24 protein-coding genes and 5 tRNA genes are annotated in these 25,476 nt (G+C 50.1%); 19 read left to right on the top strand and 10 right to left on the bottom strand.

Annotated features, from left to right (window positions below; all coding sequences use genetic code 11):
* Positions 1-20 precede the first annotated feature (20 nt).
* The 4 genes from BDI_RS11455 to BDI_RS11440 form a co-directional block, all read right to left on the bottom strand.
* Complete coding sequence (locus BDI_RS11455; RefSeq protein ID WP_011966805.1) at positions 21-2,729, bottom strand: hypothetical protein; 2,709 nt, start codon at positions 2,727-2,729, stop codon at positions 21-23.
* Positions 2,730-2,864: 135 nt separating this feature from the next.
* Positions 2,865-3,626, bottom strand: a complete 762-nt coding sequence (locus tag BDI_RS11450) for a DUF4469 domain-containing protein (RefSeq protein WP_008773685.1) — start codon at positions 3,624-3,626, stop codon at positions 2,865-2,867.
* 102 nt (positions 3,627-3,728) lie between these two features.
* Positions 3,729-4,910 (bottom strand): AraC family transcriptional regulator, encoded by a 1,182-nt coding sequence (locus BDI_RS11445; protein ID WP_011966804.1) that lies wholly within the window; start codon positions 4,908-4,910, stop codon positions 3,729-3,731.
* 9 nt (positions 4,911-4,919) lie between these two features.
* Positions 4,920-6,959 (bottom strand): HD family phosphohydrolase, encoded by a 2,040-nt coding sequence (locus tag BDI_RS11440; protein ID WP_011966803.1) that lies wholly within the window; start codon positions 6,957-6,959, stop codon positions 4,920-4,922.
* Between the two features lie 95 nt (positions 6,960-7,054).
* On the opposite strand from BDI_RS11440, the gene gltX reads away from it, so the two are divergent.
* A complete protein-coding gene (gltX, locus tag BDI_RS11435) occupies positions 7,055-8,572 on the top strand; it encodes a glutamate--tRNA ligase (RefSeq protein ID WP_008779982.1) in 1,518 nt (505 codons plus the stop codon).
* A gap of 2 nt (positions 8,573-8,574) precedes the next feature.
* On the top strand, positions 8,575-9,810 hold the full coding sequence (locus BDI_RS11430; protein WP_011966802.1) for a 3-deoxy-D-manno-octulosonic acid transferase: 1,236 nt from the start codon (positions 8,575-8,577) through the stop codon (positions 9,808-9,810).
* A 134-nt stretch (positions 9,811-9,944) separates the two neighbouring features.
* On the opposite strand, the gene BDI_RS11425 is transcribed toward BDI_RS11430, so the two are convergent.
* The 6 genes from BDI_RS11425 to BDI_RS11400 all read right to left on the bottom strand — a co-directional run bounded on the left by BDI_RS11425 (position 9,945) and on the right by BDI_RS11400 (position 16,788).
* Positions 9,945-11,348 (bottom strand): C1 family peptidase, encoded by a 1,404-nt coding sequence (locus BDI_RS11425; RefSeq protein WP_011966801.1) that lies wholly within the window; start codon positions 11,346-11,348, stop codon positions 9,945-9,947.
* A 27-nt stretch (positions 11,349-11,375) separates the two neighbouring features.
* Positions 11,376-12,494, bottom strand: a complete 1,119-nt coding sequence (locus tag BDI_RS11420; RefSeq protein WP_011966800.1) for a carbohydrate-binding family 9-like protein — start codon at positions 12,492-12,494, stop codon at positions 11,376-11,378.
* Between the two features lie 36 nt (positions 12,495-12,530).
* Positions 12,531-13,643, bottom strand: a complete 1,113-nt coding sequence (locus BDI_RS11415) for a serine hydrolase domain-containing protein (RefSeq protein ID WP_370510633.1) — start codon at positions 13,641-13,643, stop codon at positions 12,531-12,533.
* Between the two features lie 151 nt (positions 13,644-13,794).
* A complete protein-coding gene (locus BDI_RS11410; protein ID WP_005854163.1) occupies positions 13,795-14,310 on the bottom strand; it encodes a gamma carbonic anhydrase family protein in 516 nt (171 codons plus the stop codon).
* 10 nt (positions 14,311-14,320) lie between these two features.
* Positions 14,321-16,108, bottom strand: a complete 1,788-nt coding sequence (locus BDI_RS11405) for an aminopeptidase P family protein (RefSeq protein WP_011966798.1) — start codon at positions 16,106-16,108, stop codon at positions 14,321-14,323.
* 44 nt (positions 16,109-16,152) lie between these two features.
* Positions 16,153-16,788, bottom strand: a complete 636-nt coding sequence (locus BDI_RS11400; protein ID WP_011966797.1) for an HU family DNA-binding protein — start codon at positions 16,786-16,788, stop codon at positions 16,153-16,155.
* Positions 16,789-17,189: 401 nt separating this feature from the next.
* On the opposite strand from BDI_RS11400, the gene BDI_RS11395 reads away from it, so the two are divergent.
* From BDI_RS11395 to rplL, 17 genes are all read left to right on the top strand, one after another.
* Positions 17,190-18,047, top strand: a complete 858-nt coding sequence (locus tag BDI_RS11395) for a hypothetical protein (RefSeq protein ID WP_008773678.1) — start codon at positions 17,190-17,192, stop codon at positions 18,045-18,047.
* Between the two features lie 14 nt (positions 18,048-18,061).
* Positions 18,062-19,099: an S-methyl-5-thioribose-1-phosphate isomerase gene (gene mtnA / locus BDI_RS11390; protein ID WP_005854172.1), complete on the top strand. Its 1,038-nt coding sequence runs from the start codon at positions 18,062-18,064 to the stop codon at positions 19,097-19,099.
* Positions 19,100-19,183: 84 nt separating this feature from the next.
* Entirely contained in the window at positions 19,184-19,375 is a 192-nt protein-coding gene (gene rpsU / locus BDI_RS11385; RefSeq protein WP_005854174.1) for a 30S ribosomal protein S21, read from the top strand.
* Between the two features lie 73 nt (positions 19,376-19,448).
* The gene (locus tag BDI_RS11380) at positions 19,449-20,357 is read left to right on the top strand and encodes a tyrosine-type recombinase/integrase (RefSeq protein ID WP_005854176.1); all 909 of its coding nucleotides are present in this window, start codon (positions 19,449-19,451) and stop codon (positions 20,355-20,357) included.
* Complete coding sequence (hpf, locus tag BDI_RS11375; protein ID WP_008778704.1) at positions 20,347-20,646, top strand: ribosome hibernation-promoting factor, HPF/YfiA family; 300 nt, start codon at positions 20,347-20,349, stop codon at positions 20,644-20,646. The genes BDI_RS11380 and hpf overlap by 11 nt, the downstream gene beginning before the upstream one ends.
* 93 nt (positions 20,647-20,739) lie before the next feature.
* A tRNA-Thr gene (locus BDI_RS11370) sits at positions 20,740-20,813 on the top strand.
* A 19-nt stretch (positions 20,814-20,832) separates the two neighbouring features.
* Positions 20,833-20,915 (top strand) — tRNA-Tyr (locus BDI_RS11365).
* A 44-nt stretch (positions 20,916-20,959) separates the two neighbouring features.
* A tRNA-Gly gene (locus BDI_RS11360) sits at positions 20,960-21,032 on the top strand.
* A 10-nt stretch (positions 21,033-21,042) separates the two neighbouring features.
* A tRNA-Thr gene (locus BDI_RS11355) sits at positions 21,043-21,114 on the top strand.
* A gap of 49 nt (positions 21,115-21,163) precedes the next feature.
* A complete protein-coding gene (gene tuf / locus BDI_RS11350) occupies positions 21,164-22,351 on the top strand; it encodes an elongation factor Tu (RefSeq protein ID WP_005854209.1) in 1,188 nt (395 codons plus the stop codon).
* Between the two features lie 52 nt (positions 22,352-22,403).
* Positions 22,404-22,476, top strand: a tRNA-Trp gene (locus BDI_RS11345).
* 18 nt (positions 22,477-22,494) lie between these two features.
* The gene (gene secE / locus BDI_RS11340) at positions 22,495-22,689 is read left to right on the top strand and encodes a preprotein translocase subunit SecE (protein ID WP_005854211.1); all 195 of its coding nucleotides are present in this window, start codon (positions 22,495-22,497) and stop codon (positions 22,687-22,689) included.
* Between the two features lie 11 nt (positions 22,690-22,700).
* Positions 22,701-23,243, top strand: a complete 543-nt coding sequence (gene nusG, locus BDI_RS11335; protein WP_005854213.1) for a transcription termination/antitermination protein NusG — start codon at positions 22,701-22,703, stop codon at positions 23,241-23,243.
* 67 nt (positions 23,244-23,310) lie between these two features.
* Positions 23,311-23,754: a 50S ribosomal protein L11 gene (gene rplK / locus BDI_RS11330; RefSeq protein WP_005854215.1), complete on the top strand. Its 444-nt coding sequence runs from the start codon at positions 23,311-23,313 to the stop codon at positions 23,752-23,754.
* Between the two features lie 15 nt (positions 23,755-23,769).
* Positions 23,770-24,468, top strand: coding sequence for a 50S ribosomal protein L1 (gene rplA, locus BDI_RS11325; RefSeq protein WP_005854218.1), 699 nt, complete (start codon positions 23,770-23,772; stop codon positions 24,466-24,468).
* A 14-nt stretch (positions 24,469-24,482) separates the two neighbouring features.
* A complete protein-coding gene (rplJ, locus tag BDI_RS11320) occupies positions 24,483-25,013 on the top strand; it encodes a 50S ribosomal protein L10 (protein ID WP_005854219.1) in 531 nt (176 codons plus the stop codon).
* A 50-nt stretch (positions 25,014-25,063) separates the two neighbouring features.
* The gene (rplL, locus tag BDI_RS11315) at positions 25,064-25,441 is read left to right on the top strand and encodes a 50S ribosomal protein L7/L12 (RefSeq protein WP_011966796.1); all 378 of its coding nucleotides are present in this window, start codon (positions 25,064-25,066) and stop codon (positions 25,439-25,441) included.
* Positions 25,442-25,476: the final 35 nt, after the last annotated feature.

The raw sequence follows: 25,476 nt of genomic DNA, 5'->3' as shown, positions 1-25,476 counted from the left end.
TATATAATATAATGTATGCTCTACAGGACGACCTTGATTGCGGTACCGCCTTGGCGGACGAGATAGATGCCGGAAGGAAGGGCGATCGTCGTCTCGCCGCGCAAGAGCGGCAGGTAGCACTTCAAGGTCCCGCTGACGTGGTATACGGCAACTTTCTCGGCATGGTCGGCGCTGAGGTGCAAACGTCCGTCGGCGGTCCATGCGCGGAAGCTGTTGTCCGCCGGGATCTCGGCCAGCTCCGTACCCGTGACGATACCGTCCAAGCGGAGGCTCTTCAGCAGGGCTTGGGTGGCGGCATTGGCCACGACATAGCTCTCAAAGGGTCGCAGGGTAACCCGGTCCTTCAGCTCGAAGCGGCTGCCGTCGTCGCTGAGGACGTATATGTTTCGCATCTCCACATTGTACGAGGCCCGATTGCCCTTGAAGAGGAACACGCCCGTGTTGAGCGGCTCGGCGGGGCTGGTAGGCTCGATGGGGGAGTCGGGGCTGTCCTTGAAAAGGTAGATATTGCCGTAATTGAGGCGCAGCGTGTTTGTCTCCGGGCCTTCGCCGGCGATCAGCACGGGGTTACCCGCGGCGAGTATATGCAGGTTGTCGGGATCCGCCGGCTGCCAAGTCTGGTCGGTGGCGTCGGGATATCCGGTACGCACGTAGCAGGGGGTTCCCGCGTCGCTAGCCAATTTGTCGGCGGTATTGGATGCTAGCGTGGTAGCCCGCCATTGGTTGCGGTTGGGGAAGAGGTGGGTGAAGCGGGCCGCTACGAGTCCTAGCACACCGTCATCGGCGAACCGGATCTGCCCGCCGTCCTGCAGCTCGAGATCATTCACCAGTGGAAATACTCCATTTTCTCCTATCTTCCCTACCGTAAGGACACCCTTCTCGGTGACGCGCAGCCATTGGCCCGGCATGCTCGCGTCGAAGGCCGTCTCCTTGTCGATCACGATCCAGACGGGCGGGACTTCGCGCAATCCCGTGTAGCTTGTCAGCCCGTCGGGATGGGCGGCGGGGAAGGTGCTGAGGTAGGTTTGCCCCGGGTCGTCGGAGCGGTAGCCTTCCTGTTTCAAGCCCGTCGACTGATTCTCTAGGTAGAAGGAGAGCGGGTAGTTCGTGGCTATGCTCTTCATGCCTGTAAGATTGAAGGTCAGACCATTCGGATTCTCCGCCGGTTCCGCCGGTTTGAGGTAGATGTAGCCAGACGGAGATTCCGGCCATGTGAGTTGGACAAGGCCCTTCACGGTGCCGCCGCCTTCGGGGTGGATGGCCTGCTCGGCGGCTGTCAGCGCCAAGGTGTTATCTGGGTCGGCGGGCGTCGGGATGAGGCAGGTGGCTCCCGTCTCTACCCGGAGCGCGTGGGTTCCGGACAGGAGGGCGTTGTAGGTGTTGTTTTGGAGCGTCACCGTCCCGCTCGCTACCGTGAGGGCCGTGCCCGTCGGGAGCTGGAAATTTACCTTGTCCAGCGTAAGCGTAGCCTCGCCCTCGGCATGGATGGTGGCGGGGATGTTGATGTAGGATGAGCTGCCGTTTGTCGTCACCGTCCCGTCGAACATCTTCTCGTCGCAGTACCATCCGTCCGCGGGGTCGAAGAAGAGGTCGATGCCGGTGCGGGTGCTGCCGTAGCCGTAGTCCTTGGAAAGGTCGAGCGGCTGCGGGGTGGGGCGGGTGGCGGTGGCGCCGGAGTATCGGCAGTATGCCCCGTCTGTCCGGAAGAAGGGGTAGTCTCCGTCTTTATAGGAAGACCCGCTGTAACGCCTGCCGGCATATAGCCGCTCGCCGTCGAGGGAGGCGGTATACCGCGTATCGGCCGCGGCGAGGAAGGCGTAACCCCAGCAGGTCCCGTCGGTCGCGAAGGTGGCCGCCGGCTCGTCGTCGCCTGCCGGGGTGACGGACAGCGTCCGGCCATCGGTCGGGGCGGTATCGAAATCCAGTTCGATAAAGCCGCTTACATAGGTGCAGAGCGCGTTCGCTTGCAGGTGGATCCGTGCGTTATCCCCGAACGTGATCGCGTCCGGCGAGGTATTGTCGTTTTTAAAGGCTGAGCCACCTGTTTTACTGATGACATGTATCTCTCCGTCCAGATGCATCCGGGCATTCTGGAAGTTGGAGATGGCGCCGATGCTGAGCGGCGCTTGGGCATAGACCGTGAGCGTACCCGTGCCCGCGGGAGATCCGTTTAGGATACCTTGGCTTATCTCCTGCGCATCGGCTACGGTCAGGGTGAGCGTGCCTAAGTTATAGATGAGGTCGCTCATGATCTCGATCCGGTTCTCCCCCTCGATCCGGAGGGTCGGTTCCGCGCCGGCCTTGATATAGAAGAGCTGGTTGAAACTTGAGGTTATGACGGCGTCTTTCAGCGTCAGCGCCGGTGGGTTGCCGCTGTCGGGATCGGCGGAGGTGAGTACGCTGTCGGAATCGGTGGAGGGGTGTATGACGAACTGCCGGCCTACCTCGGGCATCGTGCCGGTGATGGTACCGTTGAAGGGGGTGCCGGTGGTCGGGGCCTGCGTGTCGGATGCCCCTACTTTGTACACCCACGTGCCGTTTAGGTACGCGAGGTTGATGTACCAGTTATTGTTCAGGGTGCCCGGCAGGGTGGCAAGGTCGAGTGCCCCGGGAGGTTCCGCTTGCGCGCGGGCCGCTGTCGGGAGGGTGGCGATCAGTGTCGCGACACTGATCAGCAAGGCGAATATTCGCCTTGCCGGTAGGTGGATGTCATGTAATGATGTTCTCATGTTCTATGTGTATAATAGGGTTTATAAATCGGTTGTTTTTTCCGGCAGGTCCGGTAGCCCCTGTCCGGCAGGCTTGGCAGCCGTTGTCCTCGATGCTTGGCAGCCGTTGTCCGGACATGCCGGACAACGTTGTCCTCAGATCTCGTCCGGACTCTCGCTGTCGCCCCCACCGCCTTCTCCTACGATAAGGATGATGGGGAAGGTGTAGGTGCGGGGCTCTTTTACGTTACGGCTTCCGCTGTATTGCGTGGTGAGGCTCACGGTGTACTGCCCGTCGGCCAGCGTCGGCATCTGCACGATCACCTGCGAGGGCGAGTTGGCGATCACCACGGGTGCCTTCATCGGCGCGGCCCCTTCGGTGGTGGGGGTGAGGTAGACACCGATGGAGGGATCATCACCCTGTATCTTCAGGTTCACGCCACCCAGCACGAGGGCTCCGCCGGAGCTGAGCTGCCCGTTGATGGCCTTGGAGGTGGAGTCGGTCACGGTATTGATCACCGGACCTACGGCCGCCACGCCGTTCACCACCACCTTCACCAGCTTGAGGGTCTCGCGCAAGAGCTTGCCCATGGTGTAGGTGATGCCGAGGGCGTGCTTCCCGGGTTCGAACTGCGCCTTCTCGCCCTCGAAGGCCCCCTGCACGTTGACGAGGTATTGGCCCACGCCGTCCACCACGCTCTTGCCCTCGGCGATGGCCTGCACCTTGTGGCTGTCGGCCATATCGAGGATGTTGAGGATCGTGCCGTGTTGGTACTCGGTACGCGCAGCCACGATGCGGGCGGCGATGTCCGTGTTATACAATGTCCCGGTGATGCGCGGCTTGGCGGTGTAGTCGCCCTTGCGCTCGGTGAGCAGGTTATCGTACAAGTCTGTGTTGAGAATGATTTGTTCTGCCATGGTATTCCTTTATTAAGTGATTACTGCCAGCAAAGAACGGGGTTCGGGGTAAGAATGAGAGGACAAATCCGGGAAAAAAGAGGACAGATCTCGGAAAAATGCTCATTGTTGCGCCTGCCGCCGGTATTGGGCGGGGGTGACTCCCAGTATTTTCTGGAAGATACGCGAGAAGGTGCGGGAGCTGGTGAAGCCCGCGCCGACAGCGATCTCTTCCATGCTCCGGCTGTCGCCCGGCATCAACAGCTCGGTACGGGCGTGGTTCACCCGGTAGCGGTCGATGTATTCCTTGAGCGTGATGTTCAGCTTGTCCTTGATGGAGGTGGAGAGATACTTCTCGTTGGTACCGAGGGCACGTACTAGGTCTTGCCGGCTGAAATTCGGGTTGAGGAAGGGTGAGGAGCTGGCCATATAGTTTTGCGCTTGCTGGAACAACTCGTCCTCCTCGATTTCCAGCAACCCGCCGATAAGATCCTCCAGGTCCATCCGGTTGGGATCGGTATCGGCGTCGGCTTGCGGGGCGAGGTTGAGCCGCAGGTATAGTTGGTCGTACGTATAATGGTAGTTGGCGTAGTGGATCGATACCGAGGCGTAGAAGAGGGCGAACACGAAGTTGACCGCCGTGTTATAGTAATTATTCGGGAAGAAACAGAGGCTCACGGCGGCGATGCCGATACCCAGCGCCCATAGGAAGGCACGGGTTACCCAGCGCAATTCCAGTCGCTCGGGTGATTGGGGTATCTGTTTCAGGTTACCTAGATAGATCGCCCGCTCCCGGAAGAAAAAATGTGTATAGCCCCCTAGCTGGACAAGGTACACGAGGCACGTGAGCGTACGTATCAGCAGGGGCGGGTTGCCAAGATTATCCCACCATACGTCGAAACGATACGTATGGACATCCTCCCGGAAGAGACAAGCGATCGTGTACGCTACGGTAAGCGCGATCGTAGGCATGGCGTGGAGGAGGATATTCCTCCGGGTCACGTTCTTTCCCCTGAATAAGAGGGTGAGCAGGAACGTGAACAGCAACGCTTGCGAGGCGCTGATCAGCAGGATGGGGAAGTAGAACAACTCCATGATGGTTCGCTCGTCCGTGCCGGAGGACAAGATGAAGATATGCCCTATGCCTACCAATGCCGAGGCCAAGGCGAGATACTTGCAGGCCGTCCGGTACTTGGGGATCGTGCTTTCCTGCAAGGTCTTCAGCGACAACAGCAGTCCGCTGACCAGAAGGCAGGTAAAGGCTACGATCCCTGTCGAGGCTAAGTAGAGTAGGTGGTCGTTCATGCTGGTTCGCTATTGTTTTTTCAAGTCCGGATAGCTGATTCGGGTATGGAACATGGTTTTCAGTTTGTCTACGAATACGCTCTTTATGGTCTCCACGTCCTTGAAGGTCAGCGGAGCGCTCTTTAGCAAGCCGTCGGCGATCTGCCCGTCGATGATCTTGTTCACCAAGGCGCTGATACTCTCTTCGGTATGTTCCTTCAAGCTGCGGGAGGCGGCTTCCACGGAATCGGCCATCATCAGTACGGCGGTCTCCTTCGAGAAGGGATTCGGGCCGGGGTAGGTGAATAGCTCGTCGTTAATCGGCTTGTCCGGGTATTGGTTCTTGAAAGAGTTGTAAAAATACTTCGCCTTGCCACGCCCGTGGTGCGTACGGATGAAGCTGATAACCGCCTTGGGTAACAGGGCCTTCTCGGCGATCTTCACGCCCTCGGTGACGTGGCTGATGATGATCTGCGCGCTTTGGTCGAACGATAACTGGTTATGCGGGTTCACGCTCGATTGGTTCTCGGTGAAGAAGACGGGGTTGCTCATCTTCCCGATGTCGTGATAAAGGGCGCCGGTACGTACCAGTTGGGCGTTGGCGCCGATCTTGGCGGCCGCCTCGGAAGCGAGGATGGATACCTGCAAGGAGTGCTGGAACGTGCCCGGGCAAGTCTCGCTAAGCTTCTTCAAGATCGGGTTGTTGATGTTGGACAGTTCCACCAAGGTGATGTCCGATACGTAGCCGAACGTCTTCTCCAGCATATATACCAATACGTAGGTGAACATGACGAGGATGAAGTTGATGCCGAAATAGAGCATCATCATCCAGTTGATCTTATTCAGGTTCGCCTCTTGGAACAACGTGAGACTCATGTAGCAGATGGCGTACGAGAGGAAGATGAAGAATGCGCACCGGATCAGTTGCGAACGTTCGCTCAGGTTTCTCAGGCTGAACGTCACGACCATGCCCGCTATGGTTTGTAGCAACAGGAACTCATGCGGGAAAGGTACCATCAACGAGCAGATCAGCACGATGATAAGGTGCGTGAAAAGCGCCGTCCGGGAATCGAAGAAGGTACGTACCACGATCGGTACGATGGCGAACGGCAATATATATACGTTGAATAACGCGTAGGTAACACATAGTTCCGTAAGGATGCAGCTCACGAATATGCAGAGGATCAAGAATAGTACGTTCTTCCGGTTATGGAATATTTTCAAGCGGAAAGACCATAGGTAGAGCCAGAAACAGAACATCAGTCCGAAGACGAGCACGAATTGCCCGGCCAGTATGATGCCTTGTGTCTGCGTGCCCCCCGTCTTGGCCTCGTGTATGGCCTTTAGGGAACGGAGCACGTTGTAGGTATGGTTGTCGATGATCTCGCCCCGGTCTACGATACGCTCTCCGGCTTGTACCATACCGTTAGCGATCGATACGCTCTGTAGCATATCCTCCTTGATCTTGTCGGACATGTCGGCGGCATAGGATATGTTCTCGGTGAGGTAGTTATTGATGTCACACGATTGCAGGATCGATTTGTCCAGCCGCGGCGGGCAGTTGTTGATAATGAACTCGTAGGCGGTGCGCACGGTGAAGAAATCGCTCACGTAGCGGGGCTGCGCGACGGCGTTCTCCAAGAGGTTGACACGGGAGTATTCCTCTTTCCGTAGCTCGTCCAGATCCTGCGACGAGATGATACCGTTCTTGTATAAGTTGATCAGGCTGCTCTCTATATACTGCATGTAAGCGGGGGATACTTTGCTTCGCAAGTTATTGCCGTTATTGTAGTTGGCACGCAGTTTCTCGACCTCTTGCTTCTGGATGTCGGGGTTCATGCGGTAATAAGGCTCGAACTTACGGAGTACGCTGTCTTTCTCCGCTTTTACCTCGTCGTCGGTCTTGTAGATCGGGAAATCGCTCGGGGCGGTGAGTAATCCATATCTCCAAGGCTTGCCCTCATAGAACTGATAACGGAATTTTCCCTCCCGAGGGAAGAAGTAGGCGATAAGTAATGCGGTCACCACGAAGTAGACCACGGTCGGTATATTGTAATTCTTCTGTTTCATATAGATTCCTTTTTGCGTCCGAAATATACGTAAAAAACTTCACTAAGCGGAAAAAAAGGCGTACTTTTGCCGCATTATTATAGAATGTAAGTATTATGACTCAAAGAAAAGTAAGAGTACGCTTCGCACCTAGTCCTACGGGGGCGCTGCATATCGGAGGTGTCCGCACGGCTTTATACAACTATTTATTCGCTAAACAGAATGGCGGTGATATGATTCTCCGTATCGAGGATACGGATTCCCAACGCTTCGTTCCCGGGGCGGAAGACTATATCATCGAGGCCTTGACTTGGCTGGGTATCAAGTTCGACGAGGGCGTGAGCTTCGGCGGCAACTACGGTCCGTATCGCCAGAGCGAGCGTCGTGAGATCTACAAGAAGTATGTCGATCAATTGCTGAACGATGGCCATGCTTATATAGCGTTCGATACGCCTGCCGAGTTGGAGGAGAAACGGAAGGAGATCGCCAATTTCCAATACGACGCCTCTACCCGTTCGCAAATGCGCAACTCGTTGACGCTTTCTCAGGAAGAGGTTCAGAGCCTGATCGAGTCAGGTCATCAGTACGTAGTTCGTGCCAAGATCGAGCCGAATGAGGATATCCACGTGAACGACTTGATCCGTGGCGAGGTCGTTATCAACTCCTCTATCTTGGATGATAAGGTATTATATAAATCGGCCGACCAATTGCCTACTTACCACTTGGCGAATATCGTTGACGACCATTTGATGGAGGTTACCCATGTGATCCGTGGTGAGGAGTGGTTGCCGAGCGCGCCGCTTCACGTATTATTATATCGTTTCTTCGGTTGGGAAGATACGATGCCTAGTTTCGCCCACCTGTCGTTGCTGTTGAAACCGGAAGGTAATGGTAAGTTGAGCAAGCGTGACGGCGATCGTCTGGGCTTCCCTGTATTCCCCTTGGAATGGCACGATCCGAAGACGGGTGATGTCTCATCGGGCTATCGTGAGAGTGGCTACTTCCCCGAGGCTGTCGTAAACTTCCTCGCTTTGTTGGGTTGGAACCCGGGTAACGATCAGGAGGTGATGAGCATGGATGATTTGATCCGTTTGTTCGACCTGTCTCGTTGCAGCAAGAGCGGCGCTAAGTTTGATTATGAGAAAGGCAGATGGTTTAACCACCACTATTTACTGGAGAAGAGTAACGCGGAGATCGCCGACCTGTTCTTGCCGATCGTGGAGAGCCACGGTATCCAGACTACCCATGCTTATGTAGAGAAAGTAGTCGGCATGATGAAAGGCCGTGTCAATTTCGTGAGTGAGTTATGGGATCTTTGCTCTTTCTTCTTTATCGCCCCGACGGAGTACGATGAGAAGACTCGCAAGAAACGCTGGAAGGAAGATTCGGCTGTTCAATTGGGTGAGTTTATCGAGCAACTGCGTGCCCGTGAGCCGTTCGACGTAGAAGGTACCGAGAACGAGTGCAAGGCTTGGATCGAGAGCAAGGGATATCATTTGGGGAATATCATGAACGCCGCCCGTCTGGCCTTGGTTGGCGAGGGCAAGGGCCCCGGCATCTTTGATATTACCGAGGCTTTAGGTAAAGAGGAGTCTATCCGCCGTATCCAACGGGCTATCGAGATATTAAAATAATCATGTACAGTTTAGCAATACATCTCTACGCTTTTGTAGTCGCTTTGATCTCGCCTTTCCATAAAAAGGCGAGACTGATGCGATTCGGGCAATGGAAAACAAATTCCATACTTCGTGAGAAAATCGACCGGAACGCTAAATACATCTGGTTCCATGCCTCCTCGTTGGGTGAATTCGAGCAAGGGCGCCCTATGATCGAGAATATCAAGGCGGAACATCCGGAGTATAAGGTGTTGCTGACTTTCTTTTCTCCCTCCGGTTATGAGGTACGGAAGAATTACAAGGGAGCGGACGTGATCTGCTACCTTCCTTTTGATACGCCTTTCCGGGTGAAGAAGTTCCTGAATCTGGCGAATCCGGCGATCGCCATATTTATCAAGTACGAGTTTTGGGGGAACTATTTGCGTGAGTTGCGGAAGCGGGGAATACCGGTTTATATCATTTCCGCTATATTCCGCCCCGACCAGCTATTTTTCCAATGGTTCGGAAAACCGTACCGGAAGATGCTATCTTATTTTAATCATCTTTTTGTTCAGGACGAGCGTTCGATGAAACTCTTGAACGAGTTCGGTATCACGAATGTGACGGTGACCGGCGATACCCGTTTTGATCGGGTGTTGGATGTCCGTAAGCAAGCTCGTGAGCTTCCGTTTATCGAACGTTTCTTGGAAAGCAAGGAGGGTAAGAGGCCGATCGTGATGGTGGCCGGCAGTTCATGGCCTCAAGACGAGGCGATCTTTATCCCTTATTTCCATGAGCATCCGGAGATGAAGTTGATTATCGCCCCGCATGAGATTCACCGGGAACATCTCCTTTCTATCGAGGCGATGCTAAAACGTCCGTCCGTCCGTCTATCGGAGGCGCATGAGGATGATCTGGCCGATAAGGATTGCTTGATCATCGACAGTTTCGGACTCTTATCTTCCATTTATCGCTATGGACAGATCGCTTATATCGGTGGTGGTTTCGGAGCGGGTATCCACAACACGTTGGAAGCCGCCGTTTATGGGATGCCGGTCTTATTCGGCCCGAGATACCATAAGTTTAAGGAGGCGAAGGATCTGATCGCCGTAGGTGGTGGTTTCTCCATCACAGACGATTCCTCTTTCCGAACGAAGATGGACGAGTTATTGACCGACCCGACAGCCTTGGAAACCTCCGGGCAAGCTGCCGGTGATTTTGTGAAAAACAGTGTAGGAGCGACGGATCAAATCTTGCGGCAAATCCATATCCGTTAATAGATAAAGCCGGGTTTGCTATTCGAGTGATTGTATGCCCAGACTCTTTTGATATAGCAATGGAATACGGATGAGATAGATGTACGGATTGGTAATTGAACGATTCGCGTTGTCTATCTCATCCGTGTTTTATTTTAATCCTCTTCAGCGAACATCGGGTCCCAAGCGGGAAGGCGAGTCGGTGTTTGTTTCAAGATCTCTTTTACTTGATCCGTGATGTACTTTTTGTTGACTACCAGACGGAACATATACTCATTAAACCATTGGTCTGTCATGATGAGGTGGCCGGCGTTCGCTCCGGGACCCCAACTATTCTCAACCATCCATTTCTTCGGCTTTCCATTCGCGTCGAGGTCAACTGCCATCAAGGTCATGGCGTGTGAGGAACCGCTGGCGAATGTTTGGATACGTTGTTTCTTATCCATGCCGAAAGTCGTACCCAGCAATGAACCGTAATCGTAGAAGTTTACATCCAGAATACCTCTGTCACGATCGAAGAACTTGCCCACGTCGCAAGAGAAATACATCATGGTGCTGTCCTTGATGGAAGCGATAGCCATTTGTTTGATATCCTCGATCGGAAGGTTTACGTACGTCCAGTTCTTGCCATCGTAAGCGTGGCGGTCGTAATCGATCTCATACAACTTATAATAATCGCGGCTCGGATCGTTCATCAACATGACATAGTTGTTTTTCAAATCGTCCCCGATATATTCTTGGAAGAAGGACTGAGGCGTATATTCCTTCGTCTCTACCGGATTCCCTTTAGCGTCTTTGCGAGTCCACGTGAATTTCGTAGGCGGCTCTCCCAAGTTCAATACGAGCATACGGTAAATCGTACCTAGCATCTCTGTTTTCTTTTTCTCCAGATCCGCTACGGTCGTGCCTTTGGTCGTAGACAGGTCACGAAGTTGCAAGCCGTATTCTTTCAGCTTTAATCCGATCAGGTTGCTCATGCGTCCGGTACTGTTGCTGCTGTTGGTCTCTACCATGACTTCGGCGGGAACCACGCCATATTTGGTCAAGATATCGGAGACACCCGTGAACTGCCCTCCGTCTCCGATCGGGTTCTTGAATAACCATTCCACCATCTTGTCGTCCATTGGTTTCAGACGAGTATCGATGATGCCCTGTAAGAAAAGGTTCGCTTTCTCCAATTGATCCCAGAAGAAAGAATAATTCTGGGAGAATTGAAAGTCTCCCATGTCATATTTGGCGATGGCCTGCGCACGGAACACGTTCAATCCCGTGAAAAGCCAGCAACGGCCCGAGGAACGTTGGTTGGAGATCCCTTTGCTCTCTACCTTATTGGAGAAGTAAGTATCCAAATTGTTCTTGCTCTCCCCATTAACGGCAAGCTTGTTGATGTCGTTATTGGTGATCGCGTTACGGATCGCCTTATCGGTCGGCGTTCCTTGATAAGACTGTTTGATTTGCTGCAACATCGTGGGTGAGATGCCTCCACCACTTTGTTGTCCGTGAGCCGATAGCGTGATGCCTAAAGCCAAGGCCGCTATCCATAAATTCTTTTGCTTCATGATATTTTAGTTGATTAATAAATTGTGTTATTTCTTTTTAGGCCATACCAGACCGTCTTGCCGGATATTCCATACCGTACCGTCTGGTGCGGGTAGTGATATCTCATACATGGAAGGTGTCGTATGTATTTCCAGTTGATTGGCGATCTCTTGCGGGCATAGCTCGTTTGCCTTCAAGTCGTTGATGTTATCGGCATAATGTCCGAAGGTCGCGGCGAACTCATTCTGACGGTAATATAAATTACGCAAGATCCATTTCGTCTCCTCCGAAGGATGTTTTACGAAAGGAGTCTCACCTTCTCCCGCAATCTTATCCGATATTTGAACATAACCCCAGTATTCGGGCATATGGATATTGATTACCCCGGTAGGCGCCCATACCCAGTTGTACTCGCGAATCTTATCCTCTCCTTGGATAGGGACTTTCACGTATTTACCGTCTTTCACGTCCGTTGTCCATTCCACACGAGAGAAGTTCACACGGATCTGCTCGCCGATTTCCGGCTTTTCTTTTCCTCTGTCCATTTGGAATACGGAAGTCCAAGGAATGAATACCTCTACGCTCCATGATTTATCCGTGTCTTTCGGGTTATTCAGCGTACCGTCCACATAAACAGCGGATTTCATTCCGGTAAACTCCCAGTTATTCAATACTTGCGGATTATCCCGATAGGGGCGGGTTAAGAACAAGTCCCATTCCGTACCCAAGGCGTTCACCTCGTACTCCAGATAATTATGGGTGTCGTTCGTAGGATTCAAGAAGATCTCGAAGTCGTTGTCATGGAAGATCACGGCGTCGTGTTCCGTGATGGTCGCCCATACGTGCGGCTCCTCCATAAGGACGGCGAAGTACATTCCGTTATCATCGTAAGTCATCTTGGCCCGGGTCTGGAAGTGAGGGGCCGGGCGTTTGTCGCCTTCGATATCTACGAAGTCGCTGGTCCAAGGTATCGCGTCCCATTCCCCGGGAGAAAGCTTTCCGTCGATCTTGATAGGAGCGGGGGCCTTGTAGCAAACATACGTCGGCGGATTGAACGGTGGTTGCGGCATATACGTGATGTCCGGCTTTTGCGTACTGGGTTTCTGTGCGCAAGAAAGCAATAGGAGTGCCGCCAATGGCGCTGTCGTTAAAATCGTTTTTCTCATGTGCGTTTATTTTTAGATCGTTTGATAAATAGATTCTTATTGAAGTAAGTCCATCGCCGCGTCCAACCATGTATTTATATCGTCCGGATAATGTTGGTCGGCGGTATAAGTATCGCTGCGTTTGTGCCCGAGTCTTACGATCACGGCGTTCTTTTCCGGGAGCGTGAAGACGTATTGCCCCAAGATTCCTCTCATATAAGGGATCTTCATCCCTTTGTAATCGAGAATCCAGTATTGGAATCCGTAACAATGGTTGGGTTTGCCGAGATCCTTATAGACAAGACGGGTATCGGGGCTTGTCGCTTCCGCCAAATAAGCGGGAGAGATCAATTGCCGGTCATCCCATTGGCCGTTGTTGAGTAATAATTGTCCGAAGCGGGCGAAATCACGGGCGTTACTGTTGAAACAGCAATAGGCTTTTTCCATGCCGTCCTTCCGGTCGAGGCTCCAAAGGGCGCTTTCCTCGGCGTGCATCGGAGTCCATAGTTTGCGGGATACATAATCGCTGAGTTTCTCGCCGGTAGCCTTCTCCACGATAAAGCCCAGCAGTTGTGTCACGCCGCTTTGGTAGATAAAGTTTACGCCGGGCTCGTCGATCTCTTTCATCCCGAAGGCGATTTCCTGTAGGTCATCGCCATAATACAACTGGGTGGTAGGAGAGAAAGGAGAGCTGTAAGCCTCGTCGAAATCCACGCCGGCGCTCATGGTCAGCAAATGGCGAAGCGTTAGGGCTTTTCCGTCGTATCCCTTGAATTCCGGGAAAAAGTCGCTTACCGGTTGATCGACATCCCGGATAAATCCATCGTCGATAGCGCAGCCGATCGCTAACGAGACGATGCTTTTCGCCATCGAGAAGGAGTTGCTATGCGATTCCGGCGAGTAATCTTCCCAATATTGCTCGAATAGCAATCGATTGTCTTGGATGATTACATAGGCAACCGTACCCAGCTCCTCAAACCGGGGAAGATAACGCTCTGGAATACTTTTCGTATTGTAAGCTTCCGATAGTTCCCAAGGGCGGGGCGAACCTGCTTTTACGACCCGGTTCTCGAAAATCGGATATTGATCGATCTTGGGTAACAAATGGATAAGGGCCCTACGTAGATAATAATTGGAGGGTAACGCCAGATATCCGCCTATTCCCAGCATAAAAATAAACACTATCCATCCCACTCTTCGGGACAAATAGTGTTTATTGGCTGGAACCCTATTATTTGAATCATTTTTCATGTAACCCTTTGGTTGTTACTTTACAGATACAAATATATGGTTTATAATTCAAATAATCAAATACATGCTATTATTCTTTATACCAAGAAGAATACATATGATAGTTCTTGGCTATCTTTTGGTTGATCTCTTTCGCTTGCTCGGGATCTACCTTCTTGACGAACTTAGCGGGAACTCCGGCGTAGATACTGCCCGGCTCGACGATCGTCTTGCTTAATACTACGGAACCTGCGGCGATGATCGCTCCCTCGCCTACTACGGCGTGATCCAATACCACGGAGCCCATTCCGATCAAGGCGCCATTGCAAATCTTCGCCCCGTGGATCGTTACGTTATGGCCGATGGATACATCATCGCCGATCTCGATCGTCGATTTCTCATATAAGGTGTGAAGGACGGAACCATCCTGTACGTTTACGCCGTTGCCGATGCGAATCGAGTTCACGTCGCCGCGAAGCACGGTGCCAAACCAGATACTGCAACCTTCACCGATCTCTACGTCACCTATAATCGTGGCGTTGTCTGCTAAAAAAGTGTCTTTACCGATCTTCGGGGTAAAGCCACGAACGGATTTAATTAATGCCATTTTTAGTTGTTTAAATTTCTGTTGTTTTCTCTTTCAGCCAAGCTTTCTCCTCCTCGTTCAAGAACGGGCTGATCTTGTCGTAGACCATTTGGTGGTACTTGTTCAGCCAAGCGTGCTCACGGACAGAGAGCATGGGGATGATAATCAAGCTCGTGTCGATGAAACAAAGCGTCAGCGTATCGAATCCTAGGAATTTCCCGAATTCCGTTTCGCTGTCCTCACGTACCAAGATCATGTTCTCCGTACGGATACCGTATTCGCCGGTACGATACATGGCCGGCTCGTCGCTGATCACCATTCCGGGCTTCAAGGTCACCGGGTTCTCCTCCATGCGGATGCTTTGGGGGCCTTCGTGTACGTTTAGGCAATGGCCGATACCGTGACCGGTTCCGTGCAAGTAATTAATGCCGGAATCCCATAGCGCCTTACGGGCAAGGATATCGATCTGAGAGCCTCGTGTTCCAGCGGGAAACTTGCTTTTCGCCAAGCTGATCGTACCTTTCAATACACGGGTGAAATCCTTTTTCATCTGCTCCGTCGGCTCTCCAAGGGCGATCGTGCGGGTGATATCCGTCGTACCGTCCAGATATTGCGCACCGGAATCGATCAAAAGCAATCCCTCCGGTTTCAAGGTCGCGTCCGTCTCCGGCGTAGCGGAATAATGAACGATCGCTCCATGCTCGGCGTAACCGCAGATCGTGCCGAAGCTATCCATGATGTATTGCGGTTGTTCCGCACGTAAGGCTGTCAGCTTCTCGGCGGCGCTGATCTCTGTAACTTGGGCTCCTTCCGCCATTTTTTTCTCCAGCCAGATATAGAATTTTGTCAAGGCGACGCCATCTTTTACCACGGCGTTTTGGAATCCCTTGATCTCGGTCTCGTTCTTGATGCTCTTCAAGTGATTGGCGGGGGAGATCCCTTCCACGATCGTACAGCTTCCCGGGATCGCATCGTATAAGGAGACGTTCGTCTTGTTCATATCCACGAATACCCGGCTGTTTTCCGGTAGGCGGGACAGATACCTCTGGATCATGGAGTATTCGGCCAGCGTAACCCCTTCTTTCTTCAAATGCTCGGTGATCTCGGCGGTCAGCTTCTCCGGCTTGATGAAAAGCACGCTCTCGTCCTCCGATACGAAGGCGTAGCTGACTACGACCGGGTTATAGGTCACGTCCGTACCCCGGATATTGAATGTCCACGCGATCTCGTCCAAGGCGGCGAGGATCAAGCAATCGGCGCCCTCGCTCCGCAACTGGTTATTGATTAGTTCTAGTTTCTCGTGCACGGAGGCTCCGCTTAATGCTTCCGGCATCTCGAATATCGGGTTTCCGGGAACGGCGGGACGGTCCTTCCAGATACCCTCGATCAGGTCGGCCGAGGTATCCAGCTTGATTTCTTTACGGCTTAGTTTATTTGCCAAGGCACTCGCTTCGGCGGCGCTATAGGTTTGCCCGTCCAGCCCTACGGCCTGTCCGGCGTGTAACTCATGCAAGAGGAATTCCGTGATAGACGGTGTCTCCGGAAGCGCCAACTTATAGAGTTCGATACCGGAACCTTCCAGTTGGCTGGCCGCTTGCAGGAAATACCGGGAATCGGTCCATAAGCCCGCCTTGTCTGCGGTGACCACGATCGTTCCCGCCGAGCCGGTGAAGCCGGATATCCATTCTCTCGATTTCCAGCGATCGGCCGGATACTCGCTTAGGTGCGGGTCGGAACTGGGTATGATGTAAGCGTCAACCTTCTGTTGTCTCATAGCCTCCCGTAGGGCGGCGATACGTTCAGGAATGTTTGTTTTCATCGCATTTTATTTTAGTCAACATTAATACTCGCAAAGTTAATGAATTATTTTGGATTTGTCTCGCCGGAAACCGGCTCTTCTACCTTATAATATAGATGGGAAGTACCTAGTTTTTCCCACCGCAGTTTCCCTTCCTCTACCAGCCGCCGCAAGTCGAGGGAAGCCTTACTTCTGGAGCATCCGCAGAGCGACATATACTTCTTCTGGTGGATAAAAGGGTTCGTCTCCAGATAACGGAATACCTCTTGCTCGCATTCCTTGGCGGAGGGATATGCGGGATCGCTAACCGTGTACTCGTCACGAAACACCGGCATGGTCTTCAGCCGGTCTCTTAGTTCCTTGGACGATCTGAACTTCACGTCCTTAAAATGGATGGATTCCGCCCGGACCTCATTCTTTTCCATGACGGGCCGGCTTTTCAGTGAGACGCTGAAAGTACCGATCCCCTCTAGCTCCACGTTATAACCGAACATGAGAAAGTCCACCATCATGTCTTGGAAGAGCTGCAAGATCCCTTTCATATCCGCGGGCGAGAAAGAAGACCGTGACTTCGCTCTATTGATGAACTCATCCGTATGTATCGTCCCGCAAGAGACCAAACGAGGATGTAGGGGTAATGACTTCCCGGATTCCTCTGGATTCGGGTTGGGATTTCTGACTAGCTTGTAATTTGCTGACATCTGTGCTGTGTTTAAATGGTTATAGATCTTTTGTCTGATTCTTCTGGATCGCTTACCCGTTTCTATAGGCGAGCTTAGCGGTTTCTTCAAGAAGGATTCATCTTCCAACAGCCGTTGCATGATCATGCACCAACTGTTGGACGATCATCTACCATCCGTTAGATGATCGTCTAACAGATGGTGGATAATGAATACTTCAGCTTCAAAGGTACAATATATAAAAGAGAAAAGGGTAAGGATTCCGGATAAAAGAGCTAAAGGTTATGATAAACGTGTATGGGCTCACAGCCTTGTGGTCCACAACCTTGTGAACCGATCCCTTTAAATCAAGTTAAAGATAAGGCACCCAATAGATATCAAGGAATAATTTGCTAGCTTTGTAGAAACAAATAAGAAGTGCCATGAGGAATCTGCTTTATCTTTTTGTCTTTGCGGCTCTGCTTCTCGGCTTGAGCGCATGTTCTTCTTATTATTATTCGATGTTGAACTCGAATGACCCCGTCGGGGAGAAGAATGAGAGAGGTGATTTTGTGCAGGAAAACGATACGGTACGTATCTCTTATCGTTTCTGGGGAGAGAACGCCCCGGTTACTATTACCATTTATAATAAACTGGATGAACCCTTGTACGTGGATTGGGGGCGGTCGGCGCTGATTATCGATGACGTGGCTACCACCTACGACCCGAAAGTGGCCTCGGTGAGAGGCGAGAGCTCTAGCGTGGCATCCGGTAGCTCCTTTCATTGGAGCGATAGGAGCAGCAGCGGGTGGAGCTACTCGGAAGGTTCCTTCTCCGGTGATGTGAGTTTGCCAAAGGGCGTTGAGTTTATCCCGCCGCATTCCAAATTAGTCAATACGCCTTTGCAATTAGCCAACTTCCCGTTTAACGAGATCCCGAAAGAAGAGTATGTAAAGGAACAAATGACAACGAAAGCAAACACAACCGTAAATATCCGAGTGAAGGATTTTACAGAAGAAGATTCTCCGCTGAGATTCCGTAGCTACCTGACGTTGTTCGCCGGAGGGACTAATGGGAAGCCCTTGAAGCATTCCTCTTTTGAGCGGAACTTCTATCTGGCGAAATTGATCAAGGTCGGCGACGTGGCTCCCCAGTATTTCGATGAGGGACAGCAGCAATCCGGCGATTTCTTTTACGTGAAAGAGACTCATGGGGCTACGGCAGGCCTTGTCGTAGGAGCGATAGCGGTTACCGCCGCAGGGGTGGCGATAGAAGCTACGCTGGGTCCCGTGAACTATTAATATATTCATATCGAATGATACAAACTCTATCTGATTTAAAGACCGTGCGTTTCAACGAGCAAGCGGACGGTGTGATCATTTTGGACCAAACTCTGCTGCCGGGTAAGGAAGCGTATCTGACCCTTACCACTGCCGAGGAGATATGGGACGCTATCTATAAATTAAAGGTACGTGGAGCACCTGCTATCGGGGTAGCGGCCGCTTATGGTATCTATGTCTGCGCCCGTCGGATCGATACGGCGGAGAAATCCGTTTTCGTGAATGAGTTTCGGAAGATCAAGGAGTATCTGGCCGGTTCCCGTCCGACAGCGGTGAATCTGGTGGCGGCGCTGAACCGGATGGAGCGGGTATTGGTCGCTCATCCAACCTTGTCTGTCCCGGAATGGAAAGAGCTATTATATAAGGAAGCGATCGCGATCCGGGAGGAAGACGCCGCCGCTTGCCGGCAGATCGGCGAGAACTGTCTGGAGCTACTCCGTCCCGGGATGGGAATCCTTACGCATTGTAACGCCGGACATCTGGCGGTCTCGGAGTATGGCACCGCTTTGGCGCCGATTTATCTGGGGCAGGAGAGAGGTTATGGTTTCAAGGTCTTCGCCGACGAGACCCGTCCTTTGTTGCAAGGCGCCCGGCTCACGGCCTATGAGCTAAGCAGGGCCGGCGTGGACGTGACGCTGATTTGCGATAATATGGCCTCCGTCGTCATGCGGAAAGGCTGGGTGCATGCCGTGGTCGTAGGTTGCGACCGTGTAGCCGCCAATGGCGACGTGGCGAATAAGATCGGCACGTCTGGAGTGGCTATCTTGGCCCGGCATTACAAGATCCCCTTCTATGTATTAGGCCCGACATCCACCATCGATGGCTCGTGCCCGGACGGCGATTCCATTGTAATAGAGGAACGTAACCCCGATGAGGTCACCGAGATGTGGTATTCAAGGCGTATGGCCCCGAAAGACGTGAAAGTCTACAACCCCGCCTTCGACATTACTCCCCACGAGCTAATCACGGCTATAATTACGGAGAAAGGCATCTTTTATAAAAATAATCGCTGAAAGTTTTGCTAATCCCGAAACAATCAGTAATTTTGCCGCTCAATTTGAGGATATAAATAATTAAACAATATAACAATTTAAATTATGATCGTAGTTCCATTAAAAGAAGGCGAAAACATCGAGAAGGCGCTTAAGAAATTCAAGAGAAAGTTCGAGAAAACAGGTGTAGTCAAGGAATTGAGAGGCCGTCAGGCTTTCGAGAAACCGTCTGTTACGAAGAGAAAGCAGACTATGCGTGCTATCTACGTACAGCATTTGCAACAAGTAGAAGAATAATTATAGCTTCCGGGCTTGTTTTATTGAATTCTTATTCCTATTTTCGTTGCATGAATGTTGATGCAACGAGAATATGCTGATCGATGACTTTCTAAACTATCTCCGGTATGAGCGGAACTATTCCAATTATACGATTGGTGCCTATTCGAAAGATTTGGACCAATTCCAGAGGTATGTAAGAGAGCATCGAGAAGGTGTATTCAACCCCGGGGAAATCGACTCGGATTTCGTGAGAAGCTGGATCGTCAGTTTGATGGACGAGAAGCTCTCTCCCGTATCGGTAAACCGGAAATTAAGTTCTTTGAAATCTTTTTTTAAGTTTCTCATGAAACGGGGCATTGTCTCCGCGAATCCGTTGAGATTGGTGAGCGGTCCGAAAACGAAGAAACCCTTGCCTTATTTTATTAAGGATAGCGAGTTGGAGGCGTTGTTGGACGGGGACGGATTTGATGAGGATTTTGAAGGTGTGAGGAATCGGTTGGTCATTGAGATGCTATACGATACCGGGATGCGCCGCTCAGAGTTAATCGGCATACGAAACGTGGATGTGGATTATGAGGCGATGCAGGTCAAGGTAACCGGAAAGCGGAACAAGCAGCGGTTGATTCCTTTTGCGGAGGGTTTAAAAAACTTAATGCTTGCATACACGGAAGTCCGTGATCGTGAGGTTGAGGCAGCCGGTGAATGGTTTTTCGTTCGAAAGAACGGGAACCAGTTGTCGACGGGGATTGTTTATAATATAGTAAAAAAGCAATTGTCGGAGATACCCATGCTGGCGAAACGAAGTCCACACGTGTTACGACATTCATTTGCAACGAGTATGTTAAACAACGGAGCCGAGCTGAACGCTGTGAAAGATTTATTAGGTCATAGCAGTTTAGCGTCTACCAGTGTTTACACGCATACAACCTTTGAGGAATTAAAAAAAGTGTATCATGCTCATCCAAGAGCAAAAAAAGAAGGAGGTTATTATGGACGTTAGAATTCAAGCAATTCATTTCGACGCAACTGCACAGTTGGAGGCGTTTATTCAGAAGAAAGTTTCTAAATTGGAGCAATACTTCGATGGTATTATATTGGCAGAGGTTACATTGAAGGTGGTTAAGCCTGAGACGGTGAAGAACAAGCAGGCCAGTATAATGTTGTCCGTGAAGAACGGGGAATGTTTCGCTGATAAAATAAACGATACTTTCGAAGGGGCGATAGACGATTGTGTTGAGGCTTTGGAGAAGCAACTGGTTAAATTCAAAGAAAAAATCAGAGCCAAATAAAAAAAACGGTAGATAAATTTGGTATGTAAGAAATAATATCTAAATTTGCAGCCGTTTCGCCGTGGTGACGAAACGGCTGCTTTTAGAAGTATCGCCTCTTTAGCTCAGTTGGCCAGAGCACGTGATTTGTAATCTCGGGGTCGTTGGTTCGAATCCGACAAGAGGCTCAAAAGAATGTATTGGAATGGGCAGTTACCAGAGTGGCCAAATGGGGCTGACTGTAACTCAGCTGGCTTTCGCCTTCGGTGGTTCGAATCCATCACTGCCCACACGAATGAAACAAATGAGAGAATCGGTTGGTTCATTCGGTCTTGCGGAAGTAGCTCAGTTGATAGAGCATTAGCCTTCCAAGCTGAGGGTCGCGGGTTTGAGCCCCGTCTTCCGCTCTTATAAGTTGCCTGTGTAGCTCAGCGGTAGAGCACTTCCTTGGTAAGGAAGAGGTCCCGAGTTCAAGTCTCGGCACCGGCTCAATTGAAAATTGAACATGATCATTAATCAAATAAAGAACAATTAAGTTATGGCAAAAGAGAAATTTGACAGATCGAAACCACATGTGAACATTGGTACGATTGGTCACGTTGACCACGGTAAAACAACTTTGACAGCTGCTATCACAACAGTATTGGCAAAGAAAGGTCTTTCAGAGTTGCGTTCATTCGATTCTATCGACAACGCTCCTGAAGAAAAAGAGAGAGGTATCACAATCAACACTTCTCACGTAGAGTATCAGACTGCAAACCGTCACTATGCTCACGTAGACTGTCCGGGTCACGCCGACTACGTAAAGAACATGGTAACTGGTGCTGCTCAGATGGACGGTGCTATCATCGTAGTTGCTGCTACTGATGGTCCTATGCCTCAAACTCGCGAGCACATCCTTTTGGCTCGTCAGGTAAACGTTCCGAGATTGGTTGTATTCATGAACAAGTGTGACATGGTTGACGACGAGGAAATGTTGGAATTGGTTGAGATGGAGATGAGAGAGTTGCTTTCATTCTATCAATTCGACGGTGACAACACTCCGATCATCCGTGGTTCTGCTCTTGGTGCATTGAACGGTGATGCTCAATGGGAAGATAAAGTAATGGAGTTGATGGAAGCTTGTGATACTTGGATTCCTCTGCCTCCGCGCGAAATCGACAAGCCGTTCTTGATGCCGGTTGAGGACGTATTCTCAATCACGGGTCGTGGTACTGTTGCTACAGGTCGTATCGAGACAGGTATTGTTAAGGTTGGTGAGGAAGTTCAGATCATCGGTCTTGGCGCTGCTGGTAAGAAATCTGTTGTTACAGGTGTTGAGATGTTCCGTAAGTTATTGGATCAAGGTGAGGCTGGTGATAACGTTGGTTTGTTGCTTCGCGGTATCGATAAGAATGAGATCAAGCGTGGTATGGTAATCTGCCACCCGGGTCAGGTTAAAGAGCATTCTAAGTTCAAGGCTGAGGTTTATATCTTGAAGAAAGAGGAAGGTGGTCGTCACACTCCGTTCCACAACAAATATCGTCCTCAGTTCTATATCCGTACATTGGATGTAACTGGTGAGATCACTTTGCCGGAAGGAACTGAAATGGTAATGCCGGGTGATAACGTAACGATCGAGGTTGAGTTGATCTATCCGGTAGCATGTAGCGTAGGTCTTCGTTTCGCTATCCGCGAGGGTGGACGTACAGTAGGTGCAGGCCAGATCACAGAATTAGAGAACTAATTCAAGCATTAGATAATGTTATAGCCAGTCTTTTTAAGGGCTGGCTATTTCTACGGAAGTAGCTCAGTTGGTAGAGCACTGGTCTCCAAAACCAGGTGTCGGGAGTTCGAGCCTCTCCTTCCGTGCTAAAATCTATAGATTCGATGAAAAAGATAATTACTTATATTAAGGAATCTTATAACGAACTTGTTTATAAAGTTTCTTGGCCTACGAGAGCAGAGCTTTCCAATAGTGCGGTTGTTGTTATGTTTGCTTCCCTTATCATCGCCGCATTGATCTTTGTTGTTGACGGGGCCTTCGAGGCTGTTATGCGTTTCTTCTACAACCAAATTTTCTAATCAGTTAAGGTATGTCTGATATCCAAAAGAAATTTTATGTTCTGCGTGCCATCAGTGGCAAGGAGAACAAGGTACGGGAATATCTAGAGGCTGAGCTGAAGAATACGGATCTGGGAGAATATGTATCTCAAGTCTTGATTCCGACTGAGAAAACCTTTACGGTACGAAACGGTAAGAAGGTCATGAAAGAAAGGGCTTACTTGCCGGGTTATGTGCTGGTCGAGGCTGCTTTGGTCGGTGAGGTTGCTCATCGATTGCGGAACATTCCGAATGTGATTGGTTTCTTGGGTGGTTCTGATACCCCCGTGCCATTACGTCCTGCGGAAGTGAATCGTATCTTAGGTACGGTTGACGAGTTGCAGGAACAACAAGAGGATCTGGATATCCAGTTCTATGTTGGCGAGAGTGTGAAGATTACTTTTGGACCGTTCAGCGGTTTCACGGGTATAATCGAAGAGGTCAACGCCGAGAAAAAGAAACTTAAGGTGATGGTTAAGGTCTTCGGACGCAAGACTCCCCTTGAGTTGGGTTATATGCAAGTTGAGAAAGAATAGTACTCTGGTTACGAAAAGTGCTACCTTTCTGTTATTGATGTTATATATCTAAAAAATTTTAGAAACAATGGCTAAAGAAGTTGCTGGACAAATCAAATTGCAGATTAAAGGAGGAGCAGCAAACCCTTCTCCCCCAGTAGGACCTGCTTTGGGTTCTAAGGGTATTAACATTATGGAGTTTTGCAAGCAATTTAATGCCAAGACCCAAGACAAGGCTGGTAAGATATTACCTGTTGTAATTACTTACTATGCCGATAAGTCTTTCGACTTTGTCGTTAAAACTCCTCCTGTGGCAATCCAGTTGTTGGAAGCTACTAAGAAGAAGAGCGGTTCCGCTCAACCTAACCGTGCTAAGATCGCTGAGATCACATGGGATCAGGTGAAAGCTATCGCTGAAGACAAATTAGTCGATCTAAACTGCTTTACTGTCGAGTCGGCCATGAGAATGGTTGCGGGAACAGCCAGAAGTATGGGTATCACTGTTAAAGGGACATTCCCGGGTAATAATTAATAAACTTCAATTGAGATGAGTAAACTTACAAAGAATCAAAAGTTGGCTTTGGGCAAGATTGAAGCTGGGAAAGCATATACATTGAAAGAAGCTTCAGCTTTAGTGAAGGAAATTACTACAACTAAGTTTGACGCATCCGTAGATGTTGATGTCCGTTTAGGTGTTGACCCCCGTAAGGCCAATCAAATGGTGAGAGGCGTGGTTTCATTGCCTCACGGAACTGGTAAGCAGGTTAGGGTTCTCGCATTATGTACTCCGGACAAGGAAGCTGAAGCTACTGCCGCTGGAGCTGACTATGTTGGATTGGATGAGTATATTAATAAGATTAAAGGCGGTTGGACTGACATTGATGTTATCATCACTATGCCTTCTATCATGGGTAAGATCGGTGCTCTTGGTCGCGTATTAGGCCCTCGTGGTTTGATGCCTAACCCAAAGAGTGGTACGGTTACCAATGAGATCGGAAATGCGGTGAAGGAGGTTAAGCAAGGTAAGATCGACTTTAAGGTAGATAAGAGCGGTATCGTTCACACATCTGTTGGTAAGGTGTCTTTCACTCCGGAACAGATTCGTGACAATGCTAAGGAGTTTATTTCAACTTTGATCAAGTTGAAACCTACTGCGGCTAAAGGTGCGTATATAAAGAGTATTTATCTTTCTAGTACTATGAGTGCGGGTATTAAAATTGACCCCAAATCAGTTGAAGAAAACTAAAAAACAATTGAACAATGAGAAAGGAAGATAAAGGAACTGTTATAGGTCAATTAACTGAAACATTAAAGGAATATCCTAATTTCTATTTGACGGATATCGAGGCGTTGGACGCTGAGAAAACCAGCAAATTGAGAAGAGAGTGTTTCAAGCGTGAGGTTAAGTTAGTCGTTGTAAAGAATAACTTGCTTAAGAAAGCGTTGGAGAACATTGAAGGTGACTTCTCTGATCTTAACGTAGCTTTGAAAGGCAATACGGCTGTGATGTTCTCACAAGTCGCTAATGCTCCCGCTCGCCTGATTAAGGATTTTACTAAGGACGCTAAAAAAGGTGTAGTCGCTAAACCGGCTTTGAAGGCTGCTTACGTACAAGAAAGCTTCTATGTAGGTGCTGAGAATCTTGAGGCATTAGTAAATATCAAGAGCAAAAACGAACTTATTGCCGATGTTATCGCATTGTTGGAATCTCCGGCGAAGAACGTTATCTCTGCTCTTCAGTCATCAGGACAAACTATCCATGGTCTGTTGAAGACTTTGGAAGAAAGATAATTTTTCATTAAAACATTACACAGATAAATAATCATTTAAATCATACAAAAATGGCAGATTTGAAAGCTTTTGCAGAACAATTAGTAAACTTGACCGTTAAAGAAGTTAGCGAATTAGCTACTATCCTTAAAGAAGAGTACGGTATCGAACCTGCTGCTGCAGCTGTTGCTGTTGCTGGTCCTGCTGCTGGTGGTGCTGCTGCCGCTGCAGAAGAGAAGACTTCTTTCGATGTTGTATTGAAAGCAGCTGGTGCTAATAAATTAGCTATCGTTAAGTTAGTTAAAGAATTAACAGGTCTTGGCTTGAAAGAGGCTAAGGATATGGTAGATAGCGCTCCTAGTGCAATTAAGGAAGGTATCGCTAAAGCTGATGCTGAGGCAATGAAGAAACAGTTGGAAGAGGCTGGAGCTGAAGTTGAGCTTAAATAGTATTTATAACCTGGTTTCCAGGTGATTTGGTTAAG

It is taken from the genome of Parabacteroides distasonis ATCC 8503 (genome assembly GCF_000012845.1).
In the GTDB taxonomy this organism is placed as follows: Bacteria; Bacteroidota; Bacteroidia; order Bacteroidales; family Tannerellaceae; genus Parabacteroides; species Parabacteroides distasonis.
Note: the sequence above shows the minus strand (reverse complement) of the source record. Positions and strands in the feature narration are given on the sequence as shown.

What these genes read in the sequence shown, in the direction of transcription:
- BDI_RS11455 (WP_011966805.1), bottom strand. Translation starts at nt 2,729, where the DNA reads ATGAGAACATCATTACATGACATCCACCTACCGGCAAGGCGAATATTC.
- BDI_RS11450 (WP_008773685.1), bottom strand. Translation starts at nt 3,626, where the DNA reads ATGGCAGAACAAATCATTCTCAACACAGACTTGTACGATAACCTGCTC.
- BDI_RS11445 (WP_011966804.1), bottom strand. Translation starts at nt 4,910, where the DNA reads ATGAACGACCACCTACTCTACTTAGCCTCGACAGGGATCGTAGCCTTT.
- BDI_RS11440 (WP_011966803.1), bottom strand. Translation starts at nt 6,959, where the DNA reads ATGAAACAGAAGAATTACAATATACCGACCGTGGTCTACTTCGTGGTG.
- gltX (WP_008779982.1), top strand. Translation starts at nt 7,055, where the DNA reads ATGACTCAAAGAAAAGTAAGAGTACGCTTCGCACCTAGTCCTACGGGG.
- BDI_RS11430 (WP_011966802.1), top strand. Translation starts at nt 8,575, where the DNA reads ATGTACAGTTTAGCAATACATCTCTACGCTTTTGTAGTCGCTTTGATC.
- BDI_RS11425 (WP_011966801.1), bottom strand. Translation starts at nt 11,348, where the DNA reads ATGAAGCAAAAGAATTTATGGATAGCGGCCTTGGCTTTAGGCATCACG.
- BDI_RS11420 (WP_011966800.1), bottom strand. Translation starts at nt 12,494, where the DNA reads ATGAGAAAAACGATTTTAACGACAGCGCCATTGGCGGCACTCCTATTG.
- BDI_RS11415 (WP_370510633.1), bottom strand. Translation starts at nt 13,643, where the DNA reads ATGCTGGGAATAGGCGGATATCTGGCGTTACCCTCCAATTATTATCTA.
- BDI_RS11410 (WP_005854163.1), bottom strand. Translation starts at nt 14,310, where the DNA reads ATGGCATTAATTAAATCCGTTCGTGGCTTTACCCCGAAGATCGGTAAA.
- BDI_RS11405 (WP_011966798.1), bottom strand. Translation starts at nt 16,108, where the DNA reads ATGAAAACAAACATTCCTGAACGTATCGCCGCCCTACGGGAGGCTATG.
- BDI_RS11400 (WP_011966797.1), bottom strand. Translation starts at nt 16,788, where the DNA reads ATGTCAGCAAATTACAAGCTAGTCAGAAATCCCAACCCGAATCCAGAG.
- BDI_RS11395 (WP_008773678.1), top strand. Translation starts at nt 17,190, where the DNA reads ATGAGGAATCTGCTTTATCTTTTTGTCTTTGCGGCTCTGCTTCTCGGC.
- mtnA (WP_005854172.1), top strand. Translation starts at nt 18,062, where the DNA reads ATGATACAAACTCTATCTGATTTAAAGACCGTGCGTTTCAACGAGCAA.
- rpsU (WP_005854174.1), top strand. Translation starts at nt 19,184, where the DNA reads ATGATCGTAGTTCCATTAAAAGAAGGCGAAAACATCGAGAAGGCGCTT.
- BDI_RS11380 (WP_005854176.1), top strand. Translation starts at nt 19,449, where the DNA reads ATGCTGATCGATGACTTTCTAAACTATCTCCGGTATGAGCGGAACTAT.
- hpf (WP_008778704.1), top strand. Translation starts at nt 20,347, where the DNA reads ATGGACGTTAGAATTCAAGCAATTCATTTCGACGCAACTGCACAGTTG.
- tuf (WP_005854209.1), top strand. Translation starts at nt 21,164, where the DNA reads ATGGCAAAAGAGAAATTTGACAGATCGAAACCACATGTGAACATTGGT.
- secE (WP_005854211.1), top strand. Translation starts at nt 22,495, where the DNA reads ATGAAAAAGATAATTACTTATATTAAGGAATCTTATAACGAACTTGTT.
- nusG (WP_005854213.1), top strand. Translation starts at nt 22,701, where the DNA reads ATGTCTGATATCCAAAAGAAATTTTATGTTCTGCGTGCCATCAGTGGC.
- rplK (WP_005854215.1), top strand. Translation starts at nt 23,311, where the DNA reads ATGGCTAAAGAAGTTGCTGGACAAATCAAATTGCAGATTAAAGGAGGA.
- rplA (WP_005854218.1), top strand. Translation starts at nt 23,770, where the DNA reads ATGAGTAAACTTACAAAGAATCAAAAGTTGGCTTTGGGCAAGATTGAA.
- rplJ (WP_005854219.1), top strand. Translation starts at nt 24,483, where the DNA reads ATGAGAAAGGAAGATAAAGGAACTGTTATAGGTCAATTAACTGAAACA.
- rplL (WP_011966796.1), top strand. Translation starts at nt 25,064, where the DNA reads ATGGCAGATTTGAAAGCTTTTGCAGAACAATTAGTAAACTTGACCGTT.